The following is a 25,762-nucleotide window of genomic DNA, read 5'->3' as shown; positions in this document are numbered from 1 at the left end:
GATGACGACGTTCCAGTCGACTCGATGACCTTCTAACAGGCCTCGCGCCACACCCCCAGCTCGTACTTCTTCAGCATCGAACTCAGCTTCAGGCGCCGGGACTCGGCGCAGAAGCGGCTGGTGGGCAGTTCGTACTCGACGTGGAAGACCGCCTTGTCCGCCGCGATGAACGGCTTCATGTCCCCGCACTCGTCGTACTGCGCGCACTGTTCGTTGACCGCGAAGTCGAAGTCCCCGACCAGGTCGGGTATCTGGTCGAGGTCGTTCTTCAACCCGACCGCCATGCCCCGCTCGTGGGCCAGCCTCGCGATCAGCCGGTTGTAGCGCAGCTGGTCGGCCGCCGTGAGCTGGAAGCCCGTGCGGTTCCTGTAGCCGTCCATGTTGTCCGGCTCCACCGCGTCGAAGCCCTTGTCGCGGCACATGTCGAGGCGGTCCGCCATCAGGGGTTCGAGGACGTCCGTGGCACGGATGTCGAGCCAGCGTTCGCCCTCCCAGCCGTTGCCGCGCCCGATCACCGACCTGGGGAACTTCCCGGCGTCGGGCCGCCAGTCCTCCCAGGCGCCGGTGGACAGGTAGCAGATGACCTTGCGGCCCTTGTCGTGCAGGGCGGACACCACCGCCCCGGACTGGTCGAAGCCGTCGATGTCGTAGACCGGCACGTCGACGGAGGTGTCGATCCGGCCGGTCAGCTGCCACTGCCAGGCGGTTCCGGGGCGGGGCCGCCAACGGGCGTCACCGGACCCGGTGTCGGAGGCGGTCGAGCAGCCCGCTGTCAGGAGGAGCAGGGCGACGAGCAGGAAAGGGCGCTTCAAGGAGTGGCTCCAGGGCATGCGGAACGATCGGCGGCCGACCCGAGCGTAGGCTCTTCCCGGGTGGTCGCCGACAGGGGTGAAGGCCCCGATCGGGACCCGTGTTCGGACACGAAATAGGGTCGGCCGTCGGGCCCGGTCGACCCACCCGCTCGACTCATGCGAACTTCACATCGGAAGCGAGAATTCACCACCGTGACTGCTCTGACTCTCAGCACCTCCGCGGCGCCCGGCCTGCGGGCCGACGCGATCGTGATCGGTGTCGCCAAGGGCGCGAAGGGCCCGGTCGTGGCGCCGGGCGCCGAATCCGTGGACAAGGCCTACGACGGCAAGCTCGCCGGCGTCCTGGAGACCCTCGGTGCCTCCGGCGCCGAGGGCGAGGTGACGAAGCTGCCCTCGCCCTCCGGCCTCAAGGCCCCGCTCGTGGTGGCGGTCGGCCTGGGCGCCGAGCCCGAGAAGGACTCCTCGTTCGCCGCGGAGGCGCTGCGCAAGGCCGCCGGTGTCGCCGCCCGCACGCTGACGGGTTCGAAGAAGGCCGTGTTCGCGCTGCCGCTGGGTGACGCCGCCGACCTCGGCGCGGTCGCCGAGGGCGTGCTGCTCGGCGCGTACTCCTTCGACGCCTACAAGGAGAGCGGCAAGGACCCCAGGGCGAAGAACGCCAAGGCTCCGCTGGCCGAGGCCGCGCTGCTGGGCGGCAAGCCGCGGGACGCCGCGTACAAGGCCGCGCTGGCCCGCGCCGTCGCGGTCTCCGAGGAGCTCAACCGGGCCCGCGACCTCATCAACATGCCGCCGAACGACCTGAACCCCGAGGCCTTCGCCGCGATCGTGCAGGCGGCGGGCAAGGAGCACGGGCTCAAGGTGCAGGTGCTCGACGTGAAGGCCCTGGAGAAGGGCGGCTACGGCGGCATCCTCGGCGTCGGCGCGGGGTCGGCGTCGGGGCCGCGGCTGGTGAAGCTGTCGTACACCTCGTCGAAGGCGAAGAAGCACCTCGCGCTGGTCGGCAAGGGGATCACCTACGACTCGGGCGGCATCTCGCTGAAGCCGGCCGGTCACAACGAGACGATGAAGTGCGACATGAGCGGGGCGGCGGCGGTCTTCGCGGCCGTGGTCTCGGCGGCGCGGCTGGGTCTCGAGGTCAATGTGACCGGGTGGCTGGCGCTGGCCGAGAACATGCCGTCGGGGTCGGCGACGCGGCCGGGTGACGTGCTGCGGATGTACAGCGGCAAGACGGTGGAGGTGCTCAACACCGACGCCGAGGGCCGGCTGGTGCTCGCGGACGCGCTGTGGGCGGCGTCGGCGGAGAAGCCGGACGCGATCGTGGACGTGGCGACGCTGACCGGGGCGATGATGCTCGCGCTGGGCAGCCGCACGTTCGGGATCATGGCCAATGACGACGCCTTCCGTACGGCGGTGTACGAGGCCGCGGAGGAGGTCGGTGAGCCGGCGTGGCCGATGCCGTTGCCGGAGCACCTGCGCAAGGGGATGGACTCCCCGACCGCCGACATCGCGAACATGGGTGAGCGGATGGGTGGCGGGCTGGTCGCGGGGCTGTTCCTGCGGGAGTTCGTGGGCGAGGGGATCTCCTGGGCGCACCTCGACATCGCGGGGCCGGCCTTCAACGACGGCGGGCCGTTCGGGTACACGCCCAAGGGTGGGACGGGGTCTGCCGTGCGTACGCTGGTGCGGCTGGCCGAGTTGACTGCCTCGGGTGACCTGGGCTGATGCTCGCCTGACAGCTCGGCTCTCGAGGGGCGTGGGCGACTGCGGGCCGGTTGTGGCTCGTCGCGCAGTTCCCCGCGCCCCTGGGTGTCTCACCTCGGCCTCCGTCCACCTGTGAGCGTGGAGCCGGTCGCGCCCGCGCGGCGGAGCCGCAGATCGATACAGCCCCGCGCCCCTGGGTGTCTCACCGGAGCTGTCCTTCTCATGTGAGCGTGTGGTGTCTCACACCCCGGCCCGGCGTCTCGTTCGGTGCTGACAAGTGCGAAGATGGGGCTCGGCAGGACAGGGCCCCCACCACAGGGCCGAAGAAAGAGCGGCCGGACACCAGCCGCCGACCGGTCACCGCTGACCGGCGTGGCGCACATGCATGGAGGACGTGACGTGGCGAACGACGCCAGCACCGTTTTCGACCTAGTGATCCTCGGCGGTGGTAGTGGCGGTTACGCCGCGGCCCTGCGCGGGGCGCAGCTGGGCCTGGACGTCGCCCTGATCGAGAAGGACAAGGTCGGCGGCACCTGCCTGCACCGAGGGTGCATCCCCACCAAGGCCCTGCTGCACGCGGGCGAGATCGCCGACCAGGCCCGCGAGAGCGAGCAGTTCGGTGTGAAGACCACCTTCGAGGGCATCGACATCGCCGGGGTGCACAAGTACAAGGACGGCGTGATCGCCGGTCTGTACAAGGGCCTCCAGGGGCTCGTCGCCTCCCGGAAGGTCACCTACATCGAGGGTGAGGGGCGGCTCTCCTCCCCGACCTCCGTCGACGTGAACGGCCGGCGCATCCAGGGCCGCCACATCCTGCTCGCGACCGGCTCCGTGCCGAAGTCGCTGCCGGGCCTGGAGATCGACGGCAACCGCATCATCTCCTCGGACCACGCCCTCGTCCTCGACCGGGTGCCGAAGTCCGCGATCGTCCTCGGCGGCGGTGTCATCGGCGTCGAGTTCGCCTCCGCCTGGAAGTCCTTCGGGACCGACATCACCATCATCGAGGGCCTCAAGCACCTCGCCCCCCTCGAGGACGAGAACTCCTCCAAGCTTCTTGAGCGCGCGTTCCGCAAGCGCGGGATCAAGTTCAACCTGGGCACCTTCTTCCAGAAGGCCGAGTACACCCAGGACGGTGTCAAGGTCACCCTCGCCGACGGCAAGGAGTTCGAGGCCGAGCTGCTGCTGGTGGCCGTCGGCCGCGGGCCCGTCTCCGCCGGTCTCGGCTACGAGGAGCAGGGCGTCGCGATGGACCGCGGCTACGTCCTGGTCGACGAGTACATGCGCACCAACGTCCCGACCATCTCCGCCGTCGGTGACCTGGTCCCGACGCTCCAGCTCGCGCACGTCGGCTTCGCCGAGGGCATCCTGGTGGCGGAGCGTCTGGCCGGTCTCAAGACCGTTCCGATCGACTACGACGGTGTCCCGCGGGTGACGTACTGCCACCCCGAGGTCGCCTCCGTGGGCATCACCGAGGCCAAGGCCAAGGAGATCTACGGCGCGGACAAGGTCGTCGCTCTGAAGTACAACCTGGCGGGCAACGGCAGGAGCAAGATCCTCAACACCGCGGGCGAGATCAAGCTCGTCCAGGTGAAGGACGGTGCCGTGGTCGGCGTCCACATGGTCGGCGACCGCATGGGCGAGCAGGTCGGCGAGGCCCAGCTGATCTACAACTGGGAAGCGCTGCCGGCCGAGGTCGCCCAGCTCATCCACGCCCACCCGACGCAGAACGAGGCGCTCGGCGAAGCGCACCTGGCCCTCGCGGGCAAGCCGCTGCACGCGCACGACTGACCCTCGGTCGACGAAGCGACGACACAGACTTCCGCAATTCGTAAGGAGCAACCGAAACCATGGCGGTTTCCGTAACCCTTCCGGCGCTCGGCGAGAGCGTCACCGAGGGCACCGTCACCCGCTGGCTGAAGGCCGAGGGTGAGCGCGTAGAGGCCGACGAGCCGCTGCTCGAGGTCTCGACCGACAAGGTCGACACCGAGATCCCCTCCCCCGCCGCCGGCGTCCTGGCCTCCATCAAGGTCGCCGAGGACGAGACGGTCGAGGTCGGCGCCGAGCTGGCCGTGATCGACGACGGCACCGGCGCCCCCGCGGCCGCTCCGGCCCCGGCCGCCGAGCCGGTCGCCGAGCCCGCCCCGGAGCCGGCCGCGGCCGCTCCGTCCACCGAGCAGGCCGCCCCGGCGCCCGCTCCCACCGCCGAGGCCGCTTCCGGCGGCGGCTCCGCCGAGGGCACGGACGTCGTCCTGCCCGCGCTCGGCGAGTCCGTCACCGAGGGCACCGTGACCCGGTGGCTGAAGGAGGTCGGCGAGGAGGTCGCGGAGGACGAGCCCCTGCTCGAGGTCTCCACCGACAAGGTCGACACCGAGATCCCCTCCCCCGCCGCCGGTGTGCTGCTGGAGATCGTGGTCGGCGAGGACGAGACCGCCGAGGTCGGCGCCAAGCTCGCCGTCATCGGCGCCCCGGGCGCGGCTCCGGCCGCTGCCCCGGCCCCCGCCGCCCCGGCCCCGGCGCCCGCTGCCGAAGCTCCCGCGCCCGCCCCGGCTCCCGCCCCCGCGGCTCCGGCGCCCGCCCCGGCCCCCGCGCCGGCTCCGGCTCCGGCTCCGGCTCCGGCTCCGGTCCAGGCCGCTGCCCCCGCCCCGGCGCCCGCGCCGGCCGCTCCGGCTCCCGTCACCCCGGCCCCGGCCCCCGCCGCGACCTCCGGTGACGACGGCGCCTACGTGACCCCGCTGGTCCGCAAGCTCGCCGCCGAGAACGGCGTCGACCTGGCGAGCGTCAAGGGCACCGGCGTCGGCGGTCGTATCCGCAAGCAGGACGTCGTCGCCGCCGCCGAGGCCGCGAAGGCCGCCGCCGCTGCTCCGGCCCCCGCGGCCGCTGCCGCTCCGGCCCCCGCCGCCAAGAAGGCGCCGTCCCTGGAGGCCTCCCCCCTCCGTGGCCAGACCGTCAAGATGCCGCGCATCCGCAAGGTCATCGGCGACAACATGGTCAAGGCGCTGCACGAGCAGGCGCAGCTGTCCTCGGTCGTCGAGGTCGACGTCACCCGTCTGATGAAGCTGCGCGCCCGCGCCAAGGACGCGTTCGCGGCCCGTGAGGGCGTCAAGCTCTCCCCGATGCCGTTCTTCGTCAAGGCCGCGGCTCAGGCGCTGAAGGCGCACGCGCCGATCAACGCCAAGATCAACGAGGGCGAAGGCACGATCACCTACTTCGACACCGAGAACATCGGTATCGCGGTGGATTCCGAGAAGGGCCTGATGACCCCGGTCATCAAGCACGCGGGCGACCTCAACATCGCCGGCATCGCGAAGGCCACGGCGGACCTCGCCGGCAAGGTCCGCGCCAACAAGATCACGCCCGACGAGCTGTCCGGCGCGACCTTCACCATCTCCAACACCGGTTCGCGCGGTGCGCTCTTCGACACGATCATCGTGCCGCCGGGCCAGGTCGCGATCCTCGGCATCGGTGCCACGGTCAAGCGGCCGGCGGTCATCGAGACCGAGGAGGGCACGGTCATCGGCGTCCGCGACATGACCTACCTGACCCTCTCCTACGACCACCGTCTGGTGGACGGCGCCGACGCGGCCCGTTACCTGACCGCGGTCAAGGCGATCCTGGAGGCGGGCGAGTTCGAGGTCGAGCTCGGCCTGTAAGGCACGTCGCTCGTACGGTGCCCCCGTCCGGTTTCCGGGCGGGGGCACCGGCGTGTTCTCACCGGGGCGTGAGCTGCCGGTCCGACCAGCCCCACAGCTCCTCCACCCACACGTTGGGGATGGACAGCCTGGGCGCGGGCGTGAGGTGCTTCGTCCGGTACGCCTTCAGGACGTCGTACGTCGCGTCCAGGCAGTCGCGTGAAGTGAGCTTCCCGGTCCTCGGGTCCACGCCGACGAGGAACCCGCGCGCCTCGACCGTACGGATCATGGCGCGGGCGCCGCTCACGTCGTGCGTGGAGGACTTCGTGCAGCGGTAGCGGCTGTAAGGGTGCTCGGACGTGCCGGGATAGTGGGCGTCGGTGGACATCTCGCTGAGCATGCGGTCGTACGACCCCTGCGCGTGCCAGGCCCCGATGTCGCCGCCCGGCGGGGTGTACAGCTTGCCGCTGGGGTTCTCGACGGCGCCGTAGACCCAGCGGCCGGTGCCCGGGACCTTGAAGCCCCAGCCGACGTGCCCGAACTTCTGTGCCCCGTCCGGCTTGACGAAGACACAGGCCGCGCCGGTGCCGCCGGCCGCGCCCGCCATCCCCGTGATCGCTCGCGAGCTGCTCGGTGCCGGCTCCGCGCTGCTCGGTGCCGGCTCCGCCGTCGCCCGTGCGGCCGGCTGCCCGCAGCCCGCCACGGCGACGATCGCGCCGATCACCGCCGCCACGGCCAGTCCCCGTCGTCCCCCGATGTGCATGCCGTCCCCCTGTGGTGCGAAGGGGCGCCCCGCGTGGGAACCCCTGACCAACGCGACACACCGGGAAAGCCGTGGGGTTCCGTGTCTTGACAGAAGTCGTGCGGCTGGGAGCGTGTAAGCCTCGTCTCACCTGCATGAAAGCGCCCCCGTGCGCCCCTCCCGGACGGGCCCTCGGCCTTATTGTCTTTACGTCAAACGCCCTTAAGGAGCTCTCATGACCGCGCCCGTCGTCCACTCGCTGCGCGAACAGATCCGCGAGCACATCGTGGAGGGGATCGTCAGCGGGCGCTGGCAGCCGGGCGAGCGGATCGTGGAACGCCGGATCGCGACCGAGCTGGAGGTCAGCCAGACGCCGGTGCGGGAGGCGCTGCGCGAGCTGGAGTCGCTGCGGCTGATCGAGTCGGCGCCGAACAAGGGCGTGCGGGTGCGCAACCTGACGGCGGCCGACCTGGAGGAGAGCTACCCGGTCCGGGCAGGGCTGGAGGCGATCGCGGCGGAGCTGGCGGCGGAGCGGCTGGCGCAGGACTGCTCGGCGCTGGAGCCTCATGTCGCCGCGCTGTACGAGGCCGACCGGGACTCGGACGGCACCGGGCAGGTGCGGCACACGGTGGGCTTCCACCGCGAACTGGTCCGGGCGGCGGGCAACTCGGTGCTGCTGCACACCTGGGAAGGGCTCGGCATCGAGGTCTTCACGGCCCTGTCGATCCGCTGGCTGGGGACGGTTCAGCAGTCGTACGCGGAGGAGCACGAGGAGCTGGTGGCGGCCTTCAAGCGCCGGGACCCGCGGATCCCGGAGATCGTGAAGGCGCATGTCCTGGGGTGCGCTCCGCGGGCCTGACACAGCCGAGCACACCCACGCTCACCTGCGGAAACCCTGGGAAAGCAAGGCACCCGGTGTCTCCGTCGAAGGCACCCCGTGCCTACTTTCTCGAGATCGAGAAGTTTTACCCCGAACCCTTTGATCGATCATCGATCAGGGAGTTAGAGTCGCCGACGGGCCGCGCGGCGGAAGCCGTGGGTGTCACAGCACCGAGGCCCCACTGCCCTGTCCTGCCAAAGACACAAGGGCACCCCCCTTCGACTGAGGAAGGCGGCGACATGACCGACCCCAACGCCATCCAGCCCAGCGAGCTCGACCAGCTCCCCGACCGGGACCCCGAGGAGACCGCCGAATGGCAGGCCTCCCTGGACGCGGTCACCAAGGCGGCCGGCCCGCACCGCGCCGCGTACCTGATGCGCCGCACGCTGGAGAGGGCGGAGGGCAACGGCATCGCGCTGCCGAAGCTCCTCGAGACGGACTACGTCAACACCATCCCCACCGCCGCCGAGCCGGACCTGCCCGGTGACCCGGCGATGGAGGCCCGCATCACCGCGTGGAACCGCTGGAACGCGGCCGCGATGGTCACCCGCGGCTCCAAATACGGCGTCGGCGGCCACATCGCCACCTTCGCCTCCGCGGCCTGGCTCTACGAGACGGGCTTCAACCACTTCTTCAAGGGCAAGGAGGCCGACGGGTCCGGCGACCAGCTCTACATCCAGGGCCACGCCTCCCCCGGCATCTACGCCCGCGCCTTCCTCGACGGCCGGCTGGACGAGCACCACCTCGACCACTTCCGCCGCGAGTCCGGCGGCGACGGCCTCCCGTCGTACCCGCACCCCCGCCGCCTGCCCTGGCTGTGGGAGTTCCCGACGGTCTCCATGGGTCTCGGCCCGCTCTCCGCGATCTACCAGGCGCGCTTCAACCGCTACCTGACCAACCGCGGCATCAAGGACGTCTCCGCGTCCCACGTCTGGGCCTTCCTCGGCGACGGCGAGATGGACGAGCCGGAGTCCACGGCGGCCCTCGCGCTCGCCTCCCGCGAGGGTCTGGACAACCTGACCTTCGTCATCAACTGCAACCTCCAGCGCCTCGACGGCCCGGTCCGCGCGAACTTCAAGATCGTGCAGGAGCTGGAGGCCCAGTTCCGCGGCGCCGGCTGGAACGTCATCAAGACGCTGTGGGGCAACGCCTGGGACGAGCTGTTCCGCCTCGACACCACGGGCGCCCTCGTACGACGGCTCCGCGAGGTGCCGGACGCGCAGGTGCAGACGTACCAGACGCGCGACGCGGCCTACATCCGCCAGGACTTCTTCGGCAAGGACCCGGCGCTCGTCGAGATGGCGAAGCTGCTGTCCGACGACAAGATCCTCGAGTGCTTCCACTTCTCGCGCGGTGGCCACGAGGCGCGCAAGGTGTACGCCGCCTACAAGGCCGCCGTCGAGTTCAAGGGCGCGCCGACCGTGATCCTGGCCCAGACGGTCAAGGGCCACACCCTCGGCGAGGGCTTCGCGTCGAAGAACGCCAACCACCAGATGAAGAAGCTCTCGGTGGACGAGTTCAAGAACATGCGCGACCTGCTCGAACTGCCCATCAAGGACAGCGACTTCGTCGAGGGCGTGGTCCCCTACGGCCACCCGGGCGCCGACTCCCCCGAGGTCCGCTACCTCCAGGAGCGCCGGGCCGCCCTCGGTGGCCCCGCCCCGGCCCGCCGCGTCCACCCGGTGGCCCCGCTGCCCGCCCCCGCCGAGAAGGCGTTCGCCTCCTTCGACAAGGGCTCCGGCTCGCAGAACGTCGCCACCACCATGGCCTTCGTCCGTCTGATCAAGGACCTGGTCCGCGACAAGGAGACGGGCAAGCGCTGGGTGCCGATCGTCCCCGACGAGGCGCGCACCTTCGGCATGGAGAGCCTCTTCCCGTCCCTGGGCATCTACTCCCCCAAGGGCCAGACGTACGAGCCGGTCGACCGCGACCAGCTGATGTACTACAAGGAGGCCAAGAACGGCCAGATCCTCAACGAGGGGATCACCGAGGCCGGTTCGATGGCCGACTTCATCGCCGCTTCGACGTCGTACGCGACGCACGGCGAGGCGATGATCCCGTTCTACATCTTCTACTCGATGTTCGGCTGGCAGCGCACGGCCGACCAGATGTGGCAGCTCGGCGACCAGCTGGGCCGCGGCTTCCTGGTGGGTGCCACCGCGGGCCGCACCACGCTGACCGGCGAGGGCCTCCAGCACGCGGACGGTCACTCGCCGGTGATCGCGGCGACGAACCCGGCGGCGCTGACGTACGACCCGGCGTTCGCCTACGAGGTCGCCGCGATCGTGAAGGACGGCCTGCGCCGCATGTACGGCGAGGCGGCCCCGGGTGAGGACCCGAACGTCTTCTACTACCTGACGGTCTACAACGAGCCGCTCCCGCAGCCGGCGAAGCCGTCCGGGCTCGGTATCGACGAGGGCATCGTCAAGGGCCTGTACCGCTTCAACACCGCGGAGTCCGCGGGCCTGTCCCCGGTCGCGAACGCCCCCCGCATCCAGCTGCTGGGCTCCGGCACCGCGATCCACTGGGTGCTCAAGGCGCAGCGGATGCTGGCCGAGGAGTGGGGCGTGGCGGCCGACGTGTGGTCCGCGACCTCCTTCACCGAGCTGCGCCGTGACGCGCTGGACGCCGACGCGGCCCTGCTGCGCGGCGAGGAGCGGGTGCCGTACGTCCGCCAGGCGCTGCACGGCGCCGAGGGCCCGGTGCTCGCGGTCTCCGACTACATGCGCCAGGTCCCGGACCAGATCGCGCAGTGGGTCGAGCAGGACTGGTCCTCGCTGGGCGCGGACGGCTTCGGCCTCTCCGACACCCGCGAGGACGCCCGCCGCCACTTCGGCGTCGACGCCGAGTCGGTCGTCGTCGCGGCCCTGGCCCAGCTGGCCCGCCGCGGCGAGGTCAAGGCGACGGCGGTGAAGGAAGCGCGGGAGAAGTACGGGCTGTAGGCGCCCGGGCTTCCATGCCTTCGACGAAGGGGTACGGCCACCGCCGTGCCCCTTCGCTGTCAGTGGGCCCCGGCATCATGGCCGTATGCGTGCTGCCCGGCTCATCAAGATGGTGCTGTTGCTCCAGTCCCGGCCCTCCATGACCGCCGCCGAACTCGCGCGGGAGCTGGAGGTGTCGGAGCGGACCGTGACGCGGGACGCCCAGGCGCTGTCGGAGGCGGGGGTTCCGGTGTACGCCGACCGGGGGCGGGCCGGCGGCTACCGGCTGATCGGCGGGTACCGGACCCGGCTGACCGGGCTGGCCCGCGGTGAGGCCGAGGCGCTGTTCCTGTCCGGGGTGCCGGGGGCGCTGCGTGAGATGGGGCTGGAGGACGCGGCCTCCGCCGCCCGGCTGAAGGTGTCCGCCGCCCTCCTCCCCTCCCTGAGCGACGCCTCCCGTACGGCCGCCCAACGGTTCCACCTCGACGCGCCGGGCTGGTTCACCGAGCCCAAGTCGCCGGAACTGCTGCCGGTCGTCGCCGAGGCGGTGTGGGACGACAGACGGGTCACCGCGCGCTACCGCGGCCAGGAGCGCGAGGTCGAGCGGGACCTGGAGCCGTACGGACTCGTCCTCAAGGCGGGGGTCTGGTACGTGTGCGCGCGGGTCGCGCAGGGCGGTTCCTTCCGGGTCTACCGGATCGACCGGTTCACGGCGGTGGAGGCCCGCGCCGACCGTTTCGTACGGGACGAGGAGTTCGACCTGCCCGGCTTCTGGGCGGAGCGGGCCGAGCAGTTCGCGCGGTCGATCCTGCGGGCCGAGGTGGTGGTACGGCTCTCCCCCGACGGGGTGCGGAGACTGCCGTACGCCGTCGATCCCGCCGCCGCCCGGGAGGCACTGGCGGCCGCGGGCGGCCCGGACGCGGACGGCTGGCTGACCCTGACCCTGCCCGTGGAGTCCGAGCAGGTGGCCCACTCGCAGCTCATGGGGCTAGGACCGGAGGTGGAGGTGCTGGCGCCGCAGAGCCTGCGGGCGCGTTTCGTCGACGACGTGGCACGGCTGGGCCGCCTGTACGGGACATAACAATCCGCCACACTCCACGTGCGCCCCGCGCTTGAAGGCCCGATGCTGGACCCGTGATGGACGAGACGGAGTTCTGGGAGCTGGTGGACGCCACCCGCGAGGCCGCCGAGGGTGACCCCGAGGAGCAGACCGACCTGCTCGTGAACCGGCTCCTCGCGCTGGACCCGGACATGGTCCTCGACTTCGCCCGTCACTTCGAGGCCCGCTTCAACCGCGCGTACACCTGGGACCTGTGGGGCGCCGCCTGGATCCTGCTGGACGGGGCGAGCGACGACGCCTTCGACTTCTTCCGGTGCTGGCTGATCGGCCAGGGCCGCGAGGTGTACGAGGGGGCGGTGCACGATCCCGACTCGCTCGCCGATCTCCTGGCCGACTTCGACGAGGAGATCGACGGCGACGGCGAGGAGCTGGGGTACGCGGCCGACGAGGCCTACGAGCAGCTCACCGGGACGGTCGCTCCCGACCTGGGCATTCCGCCGGCGCCGTCCGAGCCGCTGGGTGCGCCGGTCGACCTGGAGAACGACCGGGTGCTGGCGGAGCGGTATCCCAAGTTGTGGGAGCGGTTCAGGGGTTGAGGGCGGCTCAGGCTGCCGTGGTGCGGCGCCGGGTCGGGTCCGTCGGGAGGTAGGCCTGGCTCTGGTCGGCCTTCACCGTGTGGTGCAGGGGGGCCGCGTTGGCCTGGTCGAGGGCGGACGCGGTGACGGCGGCGGGGCCGAGGACCACCGTCGCGACCGCGCAGACGACGGTCCAGACCCGCTTGTTGCTCCTGTTGGTGCTGCTCATGATCCCCACCTCCGGTCGGCTTCTGGGACGACCGTAGGGCGCGGAGATCTCAGGGCCCTGCGGGAGGGCTGTGGCGTTCCTGTGAGGCATGGTGCCGGGTCTCGTGCCGGGGCTCACGGGCGGCCCTGGAGGCGGGCGGCCGTCTGTCTGATCTCGGGGAGCCGTGCCCTGAGGGCGGCGCCGGGGCAGGTCGTCATGTAGCCGTCGTCGTGGCCGGCGAGGGCGGGGAGACGGACGGTGGTGCCGGCGGGGTAGCGGCTGAGGCTGTTGCTGGAGGTCAGCCGGACGGTGGCGCGGGGGTCGATTCCGGCCAGACCGAGCTTCCAGGCGGCCAGGGCGGCGATCGCGTCGGTCATGGCGCGGGGGACGGGGACGCCGGCGGTGAAGGTGCCGAGGGCGGCGATGCCGGCGGTGCGGTGGTTGAAGCCCTGGGTGTGGGCGCCGGTGACGGGACGGTCGACGCCGCCGGCCCGGCCCTCGTAGATGGTGCCGCACCGGTCCACGAGGAAGTTGTAGCCGATGTCGTCCCAGTCGCGGTTGCCGGTCTGGCCGGCGGCGAGGTAGCGGATGATGCGGGGGGCGTCGGCGCAGTCGTAGGTGTTGGGCGAGTCGGTGTGATGGACGAACACGGCGACGACCTTGTCGTCGTAGCGCGGGACGGGTGGGGTACGGGCGGTGCCGTTCGCCTCACCGTCCCCACGCGCCCAGACGTCCCGCGGCACGATGTGCGGCCGACCGGCGGAGTACGTGACGACACCGGGCCGCAGCACGGCAGCGCGGTGCGCGTCCTTGTCGCCCACATCGCTCCCGAACCCCCGAACACACAGCACCAGCACGAGAACACCCACGAGCCCCGGCACCACACAGACGAGCCCCATCCGCAGGGCCCGAGGCAACCCACGCCACCACAGGGCCACGCCCGACACGGAGACATTGGCGCCGGGGGGAGGCAGGGGCTTTGCGGAGCCTGCGGGTGCGGGTTGGGGGTCGGCAGGGGCCGAGGGCTCGGGGGGCGTGGAATCTGCGGGGGGTGCGGGTTCGGCGGGGGGCGGGGGGTCTGCTGGAGCCGCAGACGCCGGGGGCGCAGGATCAGCGGAGGCTGGCACGGGGGCGGGTTCGGCTGGAGCCGCAGACGCCGGGGGCGCAGGATCGGCGGAGGCCGCCGACACGCGGCTGGGATCGGCCGGAGCCGCAGGCTCGGGGGCGGGATCGGCCGGAGCCGCAGGTATGGGTGGGGACCCGGATGCGGGAAGGGCCCCAGGGGCGGCAGCGGGCGCGGGACTGATCGGCGCGGTGGGCTCCGAGGCAACCCCAGCTCCAGCTCCAGCCCCTGGTCCAGGGGGCGTAGAGCCGGCGGACGTCTCGGGGCGCGGCCAAGTCTTGGGAGCGGCGGATGAGGCCTGGTCGCGGGGCGGCGCCGGGCGGAAGCGGTGGGTGAGGGCCGCTTTGCGTATGCGTGCCGCGTCGGCGCGTAGGCGCACCGCGTCACGCAGGCGCTCCACCTCGGCGCGCAGTCGCACCGCGTCGCGTATGCGCGCCACGTCGCCTATTCGGGGTGCTCGGCGCCTTCGCGGGCCTCTCGGTCTTCGGACACGCATGACTCCCACTGTCGGCCGGATCCGTTCCGTCCGCGATGTGTGGTGTGCCACCCGGTGGAACCATCATCCTGGTCCGCGACGTTTTCCCAGGTGCACGCACACGTGGCCGGTTCCGGGCGGCACGCGCGCGCGTAGCTGATCACTGGACGCTTCGCCTGCGTACTGAAGGTTCCAAAGAGAAGGGCGGCTCCGTGGACGTGCTCGACATCCTGCTGATGCTGGTGATCGCCGCCTACGCGGCCTCCGGCTACCGGCGCGGCCTGGTGGCCGGCTGTGTCTCGCTCGCCGGCTTCGTCGGCGGCGCGATCGTGGGCGTGTGGGTGCTGCCGTGGATGATGGACCTGGTCACCCCGGGCAGCACCGCGGCGACGGTGACCGCGGTGCTGACCGTGCTGGCCCCGGCCGCCGTGGGCCACGAACTCGCGGGCCGGCTGGCGCTGCGGCTCAGGCGGGAACTGGACCAGGGGCCGCTCAGGGTCGCCGACGGCATCGGCGGCGCCGCAGCCAACTCGGTCGCCGTCCTCATCGTCGCCTGGGTCGCCGCGAGCGTCCTCGGCGCCTCCTCGTCCCCGCTGGTCACCACCGCCATCCGGGACTCCGCTCTGCTCGGCGCCGTACAGGACTCCATGCCGGACACCACCCCCTCGTGGTTCTCCCGCGCCACCTCCGCGCTCACCGAGGCCGGTTTCCCGCAGGTCTTCAACCCGTTCGAGAACGAGTCGACCGCCGAGGTCGCCAAGCCCACCGGCGACAGCGTGACCGCCGCCGCCACCAACGCCGCCAAGCTCAGCACCGTGAAGATCGAGGGCGCCTCCGGCACCCAGGGCCGCGAGGGCAGCGGATTCGTGTACGCGCCGGAGCACGTGATGACCAACGCCCACGTGGTGGCCGGCATCGACGAGCCCAGCGTCCGGATCGGCGGGGTCGGGCAGCCGTACGAGGCACGGGTCGTGCTGTTCGATCCGGACAAGGACGTGGCCGTGCTGTACGTCCCGGAGCTTCGCGCCCCGGTCCTGCGCTTCGACGACAGCGCCGAGCGGGGCGACTCCGCGGTGGTGGCCGGCTATCCGCAGGACGGCGACCTGAACCTCCAGGCGGCCACGGTCGCGGGCCGGGTGAAGGCGAACGGCCAGAACATCTACAGCGACGCCACCGTCACCCGCGAGATCTACTCGATCCGCTCGACCGTCCGCCCCGGCAACTCCGGCGGCCCCCTGCTGACCACCTCCGGCCAGGTCTACGGCGTGGTCTTCGCCCGCTCCACCTCCGACGACGAGACGGGCTACGTGCTGACCGCCGACGAGGTCGCCGGCGACGCCGAGAAGGCGGCGAGCGCCACGGCACCGGTGGACACGGGCGAGCTGGTCACGTCGTAGCGCCACGGGCTGCCGGATGATGGGGCCACGGTCCCGCAAGGCACCCCGGAGGCTGACGTGCCCGTGTTCTTCCTGATCTCGCTGTTCGTGGCGGGGGTCGCGCTCCACCTGGTGGTGCGCAGACGCCGTACGACCGCCGCGGCCGACCAGGTGCTCAGAGACGGCGCCCCATGATCACGTCGTCGACGTACTCCCCCGCCAGCAGCCATTCCTCGGGCAGGATCCCCTCGACCGCGAAGCCCTCGGACTCGTAGAGCCTGCGGGCGGGCGTGTTGTGGCCGAGGACGCGCAGGGTGAGGCGGCGGGCGCCCCGGCGGCGGGCCTCCTCGGTGATCGCGCGGATCAGGGCCCGGCCGACCCCGCGGCCGCGGGCCTCGGCGCTGACGACGAAACCCTGGATCTGTCGCACATGGGCGTTCGCCTCGAGCCCGGTCGGGAAACCGAGACGGATGAACCCGAGGATGCGCCGGTCGGCCTCCGCGACCAGACAGTCGTCGGGGAGGTGGCGCTCGTCGAAGAACGGCCGGTACGGCGGCCGCTGTTCGGGCAGGACCTCGTGCAGGGGCGACCACTCGGCGCGGTCGAGGCGGGCCAGCTCCTCTTCGTCGTCGGGGAGGGCGAGGCGTATGGACAGCTGGGACATGGCGGCCACCCTACGGCGCGGCGGATACCGGAACCAGACATCGCTTTTACGCACCCACCAGGCAGGATGAGGTCATGCAACATTCAAGAATCGCGGTGGCCGGGGCCTCCGGACTGATCGGCTCGGCCCTGGTGCGCTCCCTCACCGCGGACGGGCACGAGGTGGTGCGCCTGGTGCGCCGGGAGCCCCGGGACGACACGGAGGTCCGCTGGGACCCCGAGGCCGGGCGGGTGGACACGGCCGGGCTCGCCGGCTGCGACGCCGTGGTCAATCTCGCCGGGGCGGGGGTCGGTTCGCGGCGCTGGACGGACGCGTACAAGAAGCGGATCCACGACAGCCGGGTGAACGGCACGACCGCCCTCGCCCAGGCCGTCGCCGCCCTCGACGAGCCGCCGAAGGTCTTCGTGAACGGCAGCGCAATGGGCTACTACGGCGAGACCGGCGACCGGGTCGTCGACGAGAGCTCGCCCGCCGGGGAGGGCTTCCTGCCCGAGCTGTGCGTGGAGTGGGAGGGCGCGGCCGCTCCGGCCCAACAGGCCGGTGTACGCACCGTGTTCACCCGCACCGGGCTCGTCGTGGGCCGCGGGGGCGGGGCCTGGGGCAAGCTGTTCCCGCTGTTCCAGGCGGGGCTCGGCGGACGGATGGGCGACGGCGGCCAGTACTGGTCGTTCATCGCGCTGCACGACGAAGTGGCCGCGATCCGGTACCTGTTGGAGACCGACGGGTTGTCCGGACCGTTCAACCTCACCGCTCCCGAACCCCTGACGAACCGTGAGATCACCGAGGCGATGGGGCGCGTGCTGCACCGGCCGACACTCTTCCCCGTCCCCGCCCCGGTGCTGCGGGCCGTGCTCGGCGAGATGGCCGGTGATGTGCTGGGCAGCGCCCGGGTACGGCCGAAGCGGTTGCTGGAGTCGGGGTTCACGTTCGCGTTCCCGGACATCGAGGGGGCGATCCGGGCGGCCTGAAATACAAGCCGGACGTGCGGCGACCGAGGAACACGCCGGAAGCCCATGTCGTCGTACGACCTCCTCGGCGACCGTCTGTGACGACATGCGACCGGCGTGCGACCGTGCCCTGTCGATGCGCGACTGTTCCTGACCGGTCCGGGCCCTACCCTCGACCCGAACTCGGGTATCCCCGGAGCCTGTTGGGGGCATCACGTCTCCACCGGCCGCGCAACCTCGAGGAGGGGCACGTGCTTGAGCCCGCGTACCAGGCGGACGTCGTGATCGTGGGAGCCGGGGTCGCCGGGCTCTCCGCGGCGCATCGGCTGACCAGCGCAGGAGTGACCGTCGCGGTGTTGGAGGCCGCCCCCTGGGCGGGCGGCCGCATGTCGACGGAGAAGGTCGACGGTTTCCGGCTCGACCGGATCGGACAGCTGCTGTCCACGGCGTATCCCGAACTACGTCTGACGCCCGGGCTCGACGGGCTCGTGCTGCGCCCCTTCGCGCCGGGGGTGCTGCTGCACGGCGACGGACGGCACCACCGGGTGGACGCTCCGGCGGGCGCCGGTGGCGCAAGGGGCGCACTGCACGCGGTGCGCGCCCTGGCGAGCGCCCCTCGGGGGGTGCCGGGGGCGCGCGGGGGCCCGGTGGCCGGGGCCGCGTCCAGGAGGGGGTTCAGGGTGCTGTCCGGGTCCGGTCAGGGAGCCGCACGGGCGGGCGCGCCGCTCGGCGGGGCCGTCGACCAGGCACGGCTAGGGGCCGCGCTCACCCGGCTCGCGAACGTGCCCGTCGACCGCCTCCTCGCCCGTCCCGAGCTGCCCGCCGGACAGGCGCTCGCGGCGCGCGGGCTGCCCGCCCGCACGATCGACGGCTTTCTGCGTCCGCTGCTCGCCGCGCTGCTCTGCGACCCCGGGCTGACCACGTCCAGCCGGTGCGCCGACCTCGCGCTGCGGGCCTTCGCGGCCGGCCGCCTGTGTGTCCCCGAGGGGGGCGCGGAGATGCTCCCGGAGCTGCTGGCGCGCACGCTGCCCGCGGGGACCGTGCACACGGGGGTGCGGGTCACGTCCGTCGCGACGACCTCGGTGACGACGGCGGAGCACGGGGAGTTCCGGTGCCGGGCGGTGCTGCTGGCGACGGACGCGCGGGCCGCGGCGGAGTTGCTGCCGGGCCTGCGGGTGCCCGACGTCCATCCGGTGACGGTGGTCCACCACACGACGGACGAACCGCCGCGCACGGGTTCCGCGCTGCTGCTGGACGCGGACCGGGGCGGCCCGGTGGCCCACACGGCGGTGATCAGCGAGGTCGACCCGAGCCGGGCCCCGGCCGGGCGGGTACTGGTGTCGTCGACGGTCCTCGGACCGCCCCCGCCGGACCTCGACACCGCGGTCCGCACCCATCTCGCCCGCCTGTACGGCACGTCGACGCGGACCTGGGAGACATTGGCGGTCCACCACACCCGCGAAGCGGTCCCCGCCATGCGCCCCCCGCACGACCTGCGCCGCCCGGTCCGCCTCCTGGCCGGCCTCTACGTCTGCGGCGACCACCGCGACACGAGCACGGTCCAGGGAGCCCTCCACTCGGCCCACCGGGCGACGACGGCCATCCTGAGGGATTTGGGGTCGGCGGTCCCGATGCACCGAGCGGACCCGGTTCCGACAACACGGGCAGCTTGAAACCGGCGGTCTCCCGCGCCCCTCCAGGGGCGCGGGGAACTGCGCGACAAGCCACAGCGGACCGGCACTCACCACACAACGCTACGGAGCTACGGCGAGACGGCCCCTATCCCAGCGCGGCCACCTTGTCCCGGTAACTACGAACAGGCGCCGCATCCTTATAGGGCTCCAACCGCCGCTCGAAGTCCCGCACATACTCCACCGCCCGCACCGACCGCATCTCAGCCGCCTGCCCCGCAGCCTCCGCGGCGAGCGAACACGCCTGGTCCAACTCCCCCAGCCCCAGCCGCGCGGAGGCCAGCACCACCCGGCAGAACAACCGGCTCCGCGCATACGCCGGCGCCCTCAACTGGAGCGAACGCTCGGCGTGTTGAGCCGCCGCCCGAAACTGCTGGAGGTCCCGGTGGCAGTGGCCGAACTCGTCCGCCAGCTGCGCCTCGTCGAAGAACCGCGCCCAGTGCGGGACTTCGTCGCCGGGCCGTGCCGCCTCCAGGGCCCGCTCCGCGCGGACCAGGGACGCCGTGCAGGCCCGCACCTCCCCCAGCACCCCGTGCCCCCGCGCCTCGGCGGAGTGCAACAGCGCCTGCACCACCGGCGGAGCACTGGTGCCGACGCCCTGCTGGGCCACCCGCGCCAGCTGGATCGCCTCCCGGCCGTGCCCCAGGTACACGGCCTGGCGGCTCATCGTGACGAGCACGTAGGCCCCGTACGCCCGGTCCCCGGCCGCCTGCGCGAGTCGCAGCGCCTGGACGAAGTACCGCTGGGCGAGCCCGTGCGCCGCGATGTCGTACGACGTCCAGCCGGCGAGCCGGGTCAGGTCCGCCGCCGCGGCGAACAGTCGGCGCCCGGTGGTCTCGCCGTAGGTGCCGCGCAGCATCGGTTCGCACTCGTGCTCCAGATAGCGCACCAGGGCCTGCCGGGCGTGCCCGCCCCCGTACTGGTCGTCGAGGGTGCGGAAGAGGCTCCCGACCGAGGCGAGCGCGGCGATGTCCCCGCCGGTGACGCGCTGCCCGGGTCCGCGCTCGGCCTGTCCGCGCTGCCGGGGGACCACCGGGCGCCCCTGGGGCGGGATCCGGACCGGCGGCTCGCCGCGGGCGACCCGGTCGTCGGGGCGGCCGATCAGCCAGTCGCGGCTGGGGACGACCAGGCCGGCCGGCGTGAAGGCGATCTTGCGCAGCTCGGCGTGGCTGCCGGAGTCCTTGCGCCACAGCCCGCTGACGATGTCGACGGCCTCCTCGGGACCGGCGGCGAACTCCAGCCCGGCGTAGACGGGGGCGCAGGCGTCGAGGCCGAGGTCCTGCGCGGAGAGCCGGCGGCCCAGGCGCCGGGTGAAGACCTCGGCGATGAGGGCCGGTGTGGTGCCCCGGGGCTGCTGCCCGCGCAGCCACCGGGTCACGGAGGTCTTGTCGTATCTGAGATCCAGCCCGTGTTCGAGTCCGAGCTGGTCCACGCGTCGGGCGAGACCCGCGTTGGAGAACCCCGCTTCTGCGATGAGCGCGGCGAGCTGTCGGTTGGGAGTGCGCTGCGCGGGTCGTTCCGTCATCTGCGGTGCGGTCTCCTGCCTTTCGGGCCGTCACGTGGTCACGTGGTGCCCGGATTGCCTGTGAGCAGCCCTTATGGCCTCTGCGAACGGCGCGAATGTAGCGGAGAGTGAGCAGACGATCGCACACTTCGACGTTCGTTCATCCGATCGTGTGAGGATTGCCCCCGGAGCTGACGTCCGCGGGGCGGACGTACAGTGGCGTAGGCACCCTTCGTGCCTTACGACCTTCTAGGGAGGCGCTTGCCGTGAGTGGGTTGCGGTTCGTCCGCATGGGGTTCGGTGCGGACGCGGTCGAGTACCAGGTGGCGTGGGACGAGCAGCGCCGGGTGCACGCGGCGCGCTTCGAGGACGAGGTCCCCGACACCGTCCTGCTGCTCGAACACCCCCCTGTCTATACGGCGGGCCGGCGCACCGCGGACAACGAGCGCCCCCTCGACGGCACCCCGGTGATCGACGTCGACCGCGGCGGGAAGATCACCTGGCACGGTCCGGGCCAGCTGGTGGGCTACCCGATCCAGAAGCTCCCGCGCCCGGTGGACGTGGTCGCGCACGTACGGCGCCTGGAGGAGGCCCTGATCCGCACCTGCGCGGAGTTCGGCCTGGAGACCACCCGGGTCGAGGGCCGCAGCGGGGTGTGGGTCCTCGGCGACCCCGTCGAGACGCGTCCGGCGATCGGCGGGCTCTCCCTGGACTTCGACCCCCGGCTCACGGACGAGGAGTTCGACCCCCGGATGAACGGGCCGGAGTACGCGCCGTCCAACGCCGGCCAACGCCGCGAGGACCGCAAGATCGCGGCCATCGGCATCCGGGTCGCGAAGGGCGTGACGATGCACGGTTTCTCACTGAACGTGAACCCGGACAACAAGTGGTTCGACCGGATCATCCCCTGCGGGATCCGGGACGCGGGCGTCGCCTCCCTCGCGAGCGAACTCGGCCGGGACGTCACCGTCGACGAGGTGCTGCCGGTCGTCGAGCGGCACCTGAAGGACGTACTGGAGAACGCGGACCTCAAGCCGAGGGTGATCGAGAAGACACCTGCGGCCTGAGACAGGCAGTGGGCTTTCAAATCCACGGGCGTACCCTTGAGCACGCCGAAGAATCAACGCTAGGGAGCCGGTCGTGTCCGCAGTCGCACCCGACGGACGCAAGATGCTGCGCCTGGAGGTCCGCAACGCCCAGACCCCCATCGAGCGCAAGCCCGAGTGGATCAAGACCCGGGCGAAAATGGGTCCCGAGTACACCGCGATGCAGAAGCTCGTGAAGAGCGAGGGTCTGCACACGGTCTGCCAGGAAGCCGGCTGTCCCAACATCTACGAGTGCTGGGAGGACCGCGAGGCGACCTTCCTCATCGGCGGCGACCAGTGCACCCGGCGCTGCGACTTCTGCCAGATCGACACCGGCAAGCCCGAGGCGCTCGACCGTGACGAGCCGCGCCGCGTGGGCGAGTCCGTGGTCACCATGGACCTGAACTACGCCACCATCACCGGCGTCGCCCGCGACGACCTGGAGGACGGCGGCGCCTGGCTGTACGCGGAGACGGTCCGCCAGATCCACGAGCAGACGGCCTCCCGGGAGGGCGGCCGTACCAAGGTCGAGCTGCTCGCCCCCGACTTCAACGCGGTGCCGGAACTGCTCCAGCAGGTCTTCGAGTCCCGCCCCGAGGTCTTCGCGCACAACGTCGAGACGGTCCCGCGGATCTTCAAGCGGATCCGCCCCGGCTTCCGCTACGAGCGCTCCCTGAAGGTCATCACCGAGGCCCGTGACTTCGGCCTGGTGACCAAGTCCAACCTGATCCTCGGCATGGGCGAGACCCGCGAGGAGATCAGCGAGGCGCTCCAGCAGCTGCACGACGCCGGCTGCGAGCTGGTCACCATCACGCAGTACCTGCGTCCGTCGGTGCGCCACCACCCCGTGGAGCGCTGGGTCAAGCCGCAGGAGTTCGTGGAGCTGAAGGAGGAGGCCGAGCGGATCGGCTTCTCCGGCGTGATGTCCGGCCCCCTGGTCCGGTCCTCCTATCGGGCGGGACGGCTCTACCAGATGGCCGTAGAGAAGCGTGGTTCCTACGTCGCCTCGCAGGCCGTCTGAGCCTCCCGGATGGCACGGAGTGCCACTCCAAACGTGTGAATCCGAGCACAAGCAACTACCTTCCGGTAGCGGCCAATTGACGCGGTCCTGGACGTCCCCGCAGATAGGGGGGCCATCAGGGCCGCGTCAGTGTTCTCAGGCCGAATGACAAGGCTTCATTGGCGTTTGACCGGCCGGTCACGCCCTGGTAACACCATTCAGTGACCCTGGCTTTACAGCCAGTGCACCATTCACCAGAGCCGCCGCTCCCGAGGGGACCACCACCATGCAGGCCGCCCCCGTTCGCGCCACCGCGATCCCGTCGTTCACCGATGCACTCCGTGCCGTCGAGTCCGTGCTCCTGAGCAGCGGACAGCGCACCGCCCGCCGCAACGCCTGGACCTCCGTCCTGGAGGACCGCCGCCGCGCCAAGGACCGTGTCGAGGCCCAGCGCGTCCTCGAGCAGACCTTCACCGTCGGCTCCTGAAGCCTCCCCTTCGACGGCGGACACTGCCGTCGTAAGCGCCCACGGGGCCACGTAGACTTCGGGGCATGGCGAGAAGTGACAGTGCGGCCGATGCCGCGAACCCCGGGCGACTGAAGCAGATCGCCCTGACGTACAAGATGACCCGCAAGGCCGACAAGAAGATCGGTCTGGTGCTCGCGGGTGTCTTCATCCTCATCCTCGGTGTCTTTCTCGCGATCGGTTTCCTGATCGGCCACCCGGTCTACCTCGGCATCCTGGGCTTCCTGCTCGCCTTCCTCGGGACGGCGATCATCTTCGGGCGCCGCGCCGAGCGGGCCGCGTTCGGGCAGATGGAGGGCCAGCCGGGAGCGGCCGCGGCCGTACTGGACAACATCGGCCGGGGCTGGACGACCACCCCCGCGGTGGCGATGAACCGCAGCCAGGACGTGGTGCACCGGGCCGTCGGCAAGGCGGGCATCGTCCTGGTCGCCGAGGGCAACCCGAACCGGGTCAAGGGCCTGCTGGCCGCCGAGAAGAAGAAGATGAACCGCATCGTCGTGGACGTGCCGGTGCACGACATCATCGTGGGCACGGGCGAGGGACAGGTCCCCCTGAAGAAGGTGCGGACCACCATGCTCAAGCTGCCGCGCGTACTGACCGGCCCCCAGGTGACCGCCACCAACGACCGGCTGCGGGCGATGGGCGACCTGATGAGCAACATGCCGCTGCCGAAGGGCCCGATGCCCAAGGGCATGAAGCTGCCGAAGGGCGGCGGCAAGGCCCGCTGACTTTTCCCGTACGACGATGAGGGCGCCCGGAGTGATCCGGGCGCCCTCATCGTCGTACGGGATCAGCAGTCGTTCCGGGCCGGTCTGCCGGCGAACCGGTCGCCGAGCCAGGTGACGACGTCGCCGACGGCCTGGTTGTCGGTGAGCAGATGGTCGCCGGGGTAGATCTTCCAGCCGGTCCGCACGCCGGCCGCGCAGTAGGCGGTGCGGACGGCGTCCTCGGTGGCGGTGGGGATGACCTCGTCGAGGGCGCCCCGGTACTGCAGGACCGGGAAGGCGATCCTGTAGGTGCCGAGGTTCACGCCGAGTTTCTGGGCGTCGAGGACCTGGCCCCAGGTGCGGCCGTCGCTGCCGCGCTGCTGGTAGAGCTGGTCGAGGGTGAGCCCGGCCGTGGTGAGGTCCTTGATGCTCCTGCCCGCGAGGGCGGTGACCGTGCCGACCAGGCAGACGGACTTGGCGGTCCTCACGGCCTCCTTGCCCTGGTCGTTGAGGAGCGAGTCGAGGGGCAGGGCCGGGTGGGCGGCCTGGATGCCGAGGGCCGCGTCGGCGAGGAAGCCGGAGAAGGCGCCGCCGTCGAGCCCGGCCGCCACCTGTTTGAGGTCGCCCGGGATGCCGCCGGAGGCGTCCCCGACCACGTTCAGCTCGGGTGCGTAGCCCGCCGCCAGCTGGGCGGCCCACAGGCTGGCCGCGCCGCCCTCGGAGTAGCCCCACAGCCCGATCCGGGCCTGCCGGGACAGTCCGCTGCCCGGCACCGCGGGGGCGGCGCGGGCGATGTCGAGCAGGGCGTGGCCGGAGTCGCTGCCGGCGACATAGCGGTGCGTCTGGCCGTCCAGGTAGCCGGGGCCGTCGGTGGCGGCGACCGCGTACCCGGCCTTGAGCAAGGCGGCGATGTTGTCGCCCTCGTACTCGTCCTGGAAGGCCCCGGCGAGCTGCTTGGAGAACGCGCACTGGGGGCCGAGGCCGAGGGTGCCGGGGTGGAAGGCGACGACGGGGCGGGCGCCGGTGCCGGTCCAGGGCGCGGTGGGGACGGCGAGGGTGCCGGAGACGGCGACGGGGCGCCCCTGGTGGTCGGTGGAGCTGTAGAGGACCTTCCAGGCGGACATGGCGATGGTGCCGGGCACCTGGCTCAGGGTGACCGAACGGCAGGCCAGCACGGTGCCGGGGGTGGCCGGGACGGTGGCGGGGGGTGTGTAGACGTCGGCGTCGGCGGCCGTACAGGCGGGTGCGGCGGCGGGGGCTTCGGGGGCCGCGGAGACGAGGGTGCCTGTCAGCAGGGCGGTGACCAGGGGGGTGACGAGAGTGGTGACGAGGGCGGATCTCTTCATCGGTCCGGCGCGTCCCTTCGCAACGGGGGGAGGTTGCTTGGGTGCCAGACGCTAGGAGCCCCGACCTACTGACCTATAGTCAGCCGCCGCGCATGTTCGTCACTGCGGCTGTCAGGAGACGACAAAGACGTCAGAGCCGTACTTCGACGGTCTTCGCCAGCCGGTCGTGCAGGCCCCGGCCGTCGCGGTCCCAGATCAGGGCCGGGACGGCGAGGCAGAGCAGGACCGTGCGCAGCAGGGCGCGCAGGGGGCTGACGCGGCCCGTCTCCAGGGCGACCACCCGCAGACCGAACAGACGCTTGCCCGGAGTGAAGCCGATGGTCCCGACGGTGAGGGCGCTCATCAGGAAGAACACCAGTAGCGCCCAGTTCGAGGTCGCGGGGTCGCCGTAGCTCTGCGTGATGAGCTGGGATGCAATCAGGACGCTCATCGCCCAGTCCACGGCGAGTGCGCCGAGCCGGCGTCCCGGGCGGGCGATCGAGCCCGACCCCTCCTCCGGCAGGCCGAGCTGCTGTCCGCGGTATCCGAAGTCGACACCGGCATCCTCGGCGGCCGCGCGGGGGCCTGAGAGCCATGATCCGATTGCATCCCTCTTGTCCACGCGTCCACGGTACTGCCAGCGTTTCGGGATACGGACAGTAGGGGCGGGGCCGCCGATGTCCGGTTAACTTGTGCGAAACAAATGGGTCACGCCCGAGAAACCACCCGTCCCTAGGGTCGTGGACAGCGTGTGCCACCGCACTGGCCGCACGAACGAACTACCACCCCGGTCCAGGAACGGTCGGGAGTAGGA

General features: G+C 71.7%; 22 protein-coding genes. 14 read left to right on the top strand and 8 right to left on the bottom strand.

Annotated elements, in window-relative coordinates; all coding sequences use genetic code 11:
- Positions 1-32 precede the first annotated feature (32 nt).
- Positions 33-830: an endo alpha-1,4 polygalactosaminidase gene (locus OHN19_RS31570; protein ID WP_330267461.1), complete on the bottom strand. Its 798-nt coding sequence runs from the start codon at positions 828-830 to the stop codon at positions 33-35.
- A gap of 174 nt (positions 831-1,004) precedes the next feature.
- On the opposite strand from OHN19_RS31570, the gene OHN19_RS31565 reads away from it, so the two are divergent.
- The 3 genes from OHN19_RS31565 to sucB all read left to right on the top strand — a co-directional run bounded on the left by OHN19_RS31565 (position 1,005) and on the right by sucB (position 6,160).
- Complete coding sequence (locus OHN19_RS31565) at positions 1,005-2,531, top strand: leucyl aminopeptidase (protein WP_330267460.1); 1,527 nt, start codon at positions 1,005-1,007, stop codon at positions 2,529-2,531.
- A gap of 378 nt (positions 2,532-2,909) precedes the next feature.
- A complete protein-coding gene (lpdA, locus tag OHN19_RS31560) occupies positions 2,910-4,298 on the top strand; it encodes a dihydrolipoyl dehydrogenase (protein ID WP_330267459.1) in 1,389 nt (462 codons plus the stop codon).
- A 59-nt stretch (positions 4,299-4,357) separates the two neighbouring features.
- Positions 4,358-6,160 carry a 2-oxoglutarate dehydrogenase, E2 component, dihydrolipoamide succinyltransferase gene (sucB, locus tag OHN19_RS31555; protein ID WP_330267458.1) on the top strand — a complete coding sequence of 601 codons (1,803 nt, stop codon included), beginning with the start codon at positions 4,358-4,360 and terminating at the stop codon, positions 6,158-6,160.
- A 58-nt stretch (positions 6,161-6,218) separates the two neighbouring features.
- Here the strand turns inward: sucB and OHN19_RS31550 are convergent, their stop codons facing one another.
- The gene (locus tag OHN19_RS31550) at positions 6,219-6,902 is read right to left on the bottom strand and encodes a hypothetical protein (protein ID WP_330267457.1); all 684 of its coding nucleotides are present in this window, start codon (positions 6,900-6,902) and stop codon (positions 6,219-6,221) included.
- 214 nt (positions 6,903-7,116) lie between these two features.
- On the opposite strand from OHN19_RS31550, the gene OHN19_RS31545 reads away from it, so the two are divergent.
- The 4 genes from OHN19_RS31545 (at position 7,117) to OHN19_RS31530 (ending at position 12,338) form a co-directional block, all read left to right on the top strand.
- A complete protein-coding gene (locus OHN19_RS31545; protein ID WP_020115869.1) occupies positions 7,117-7,740 on the top strand; it encodes a GntR family transcriptional regulator in 624 nt (207 codons plus the stop codon).
- 260 nt (positions 7,741-8,000) lie between these two features.
- Entirely contained in the window at positions 8,001-10,703 is a 2,703-nt protein-coding gene (aceE, locus tag OHN19_RS31540; RefSeq protein ID WP_330267456.1) for a pyruvate dehydrogenase (acetyl-transferring), homodimeric type, read from the top strand.
- A gap of 85 nt (positions 10,704-10,788) precedes the next feature.
- Positions 10,789-11,763 (top strand): YafY family protein, encoded by a 975-nt coding sequence (locus OHN19_RS31535; protein WP_330267455.1) that lies wholly within the window; start codon positions 10,789-10,791, stop codon positions 11,761-11,763.
- A gap of 56 nt (positions 11,764-11,819) precedes the next feature.
- The gene (locus OHN19_RS31530) at positions 11,820-12,338 is read left to right on the top strand and encodes a DUF4240 domain-containing protein (RefSeq protein ID WP_330269755.1); all 519 of its coding nucleotides are present in this window, start codon (positions 11,820-11,822) and stop codon (positions 12,336-12,338) included.
- 7 nt (positions 12,339-12,345) lie between these two features.
- On the opposite strand, the gene OHN19_RS31525 is transcribed toward OHN19_RS31530, so the two are convergent.
- Together OHN19_RS31525 and OHN19_RS31520 are read right to left on the bottom strand one after the other, a co-directional pair.
- Positions 12,346-12,546, bottom strand: coding sequence for a hypothetical protein (locus OHN19_RS31525; RefSeq protein ID WP_330267454.1), 201 nt, complete (start codon positions 12,544-12,546; stop codon positions 12,346-12,348).
- A 113-nt stretch (positions 12,547-12,659) separates the two neighbouring features.
- The gene (locus tag OHN19_RS31520; RefSeq protein WP_330269754.1) at positions 12,660-13,424 is read right to left on the bottom strand and encodes a peptidoglycan recognition protein; all 765 of its coding nucleotides are present in this window, start codon (positions 13,422-13,424) and stop codon (positions 12,660-12,662) included.
- 911 nt (positions 13,425-14,335) lie between these two features.
- Between OHN19_RS31520 and OHN19_RS31515 the strand changes: the two genes are divergently transcribed.
- Complete coding sequence (locus OHN19_RS31515) at positions 14,336-15,520, top strand: MarP family serine protease (RefSeq protein ID WP_330267453.1); 1,185 nt, start codon at positions 14,336-14,338, stop codon at positions 15,518-15,520.
- A gap of 154 nt (positions 15,521-15,674) precedes the next feature.
- On the opposite strand, the gene OHN19_RS31510 is transcribed toward OHN19_RS31515, so the two are convergent.
- Positions 15,675-16,163, bottom strand: coding sequence for a GNAT family N-acetyltransferase (locus tag OHN19_RS31510; RefSeq protein ID WP_330267452.1), 489 nt, complete (start codon positions 16,161-16,163; stop codon positions 15,675-15,677).
- Positions 16,164-16,237: 74 nt separating this feature from the next.
- Here OHN19_RS31510 and OHN19_RS31505 point away from each other — a divergent pair, with 74 nt between their 5' ends.
- Positions 16,238-17,131, top strand: coding sequence for a TIGR01777 family oxidoreductase (locus OHN19_RS31505; protein ID WP_330267451.1), 894 nt, complete (start codon positions 16,238-16,240; stop codon positions 17,129-17,131).
- Between the two features lie 230 nt (positions 17,132-17,361).
- Entirely contained in the window at positions 17,362-18,783 is a 1,422-nt protein-coding gene (locus tag OHN19_RS31500) for an NAD(P)/FAD-dependent oxidoreductase (protein ID WP_330267450.1), read from the top strand.
- Positions 18,784-18,889: 106 nt separating this feature from the next.
- Here OHN19_RS31500 and OHN19_RS31495 read toward each other — a convergent pair whose 3' ends face one another.
- Entirely contained in the window at positions 18,890-20,326 is a 1,437-nt protein-coding gene (locus OHN19_RS31495) for a regulator (protein WP_330267449.1), read from the bottom strand.
- Between the two features lie 245 nt (positions 20,327-20,571).
- Here OHN19_RS31495 and lipB point away from each other — a divergent pair, with 245 nt between their 5' ends.
- The 4 genes from lipB to OHN19_RS31475 all read left to right on the top strand — a co-directional run bounded on the left by lipB (position 20,572) and on the right by OHN19_RS31475 (position 23,644).
- Positions 20,572-21,372: a lipoyl(octanoyl) transferase LipB gene (gene lipB / locus OHN19_RS31490; RefSeq protein WP_330267448.1), complete on the top strand. Its 801-nt coding sequence runs from the start codon at positions 20,572-20,574 to the stop codon at positions 21,370-21,372.
- A 73-nt stretch (positions 21,373-21,445) separates the two neighbouring features.
- Positions 21,446-22,411 carry a lipoyl synthase gene (gene lipA, locus OHN19_RS31485; RefSeq protein WP_330267447.1) on the top strand — a complete coding sequence of 322 codons (966 nt, stop codon included), beginning with the start codon at positions 21,446-21,448 and terminating at the stop codon, positions 22,409-22,411.
- A 265-nt stretch (positions 22,412-22,676) separates the two neighbouring features.
- Positions 22,677-22,877, top strand: coding sequence for a hypothetical protein (locus OHN19_RS31480; protein WP_330267446.1), 201 nt, complete (start codon positions 22,677-22,679; stop codon positions 22,875-22,877).
- Between the two features lie 65 nt (positions 22,878-22,942).
- Positions 22,943-23,644: a DUF4191 domain-containing protein gene (locus OHN19_RS31475; protein WP_062024895.1), complete on the top strand. Its 702-nt coding sequence runs from the start codon at positions 22,943-22,945 to the stop codon at positions 23,642-23,644.
- A 62-nt stretch (positions 23,645-23,706) separates the two neighbouring features.
- On the opposite strand, the gene OHN19_RS31470 is transcribed toward OHN19_RS31475, so the two are convergent.
- Both OHN19_RS31470 and OHN19_RS31465 read right to left on the bottom strand, forming a co-directional pair.
- On the bottom strand, positions 23,707-24,969 hold the full coding sequence (locus tag OHN19_RS31470) for a lipase family protein (protein WP_330267445.1): 1,263 nt from the start codon (positions 24,967-24,969) through the stop codon (positions 23,707-23,709).
- Positions 24,970-25,099: 130 nt separating this feature from the next.
- Positions 25,100-25,570, bottom strand: coding sequence for an RDD family protein (locus OHN19_RS31465; RefSeq protein WP_330267444.1), 471 nt, complete (start codon positions 25,568-25,570; stop codon positions 25,100-25,102).
- Between the last annotated feature and the right edge of the window lie 192 nt (positions 25,571-25,762).

Origin of the sequence: Streptomyces griseorubiginosus, from assembly GCF_036345115.1 — a bacterium.
GTDB lineage: Bacteria > Actinomycetota > Actinomycetes > Streptomycetales > Streptomycetaceae > Streptomyces > Streptomyces griseorubiginosus_C.
This window is presented reverse-complemented; position numbering and strand designations above follow the sequence as displayed.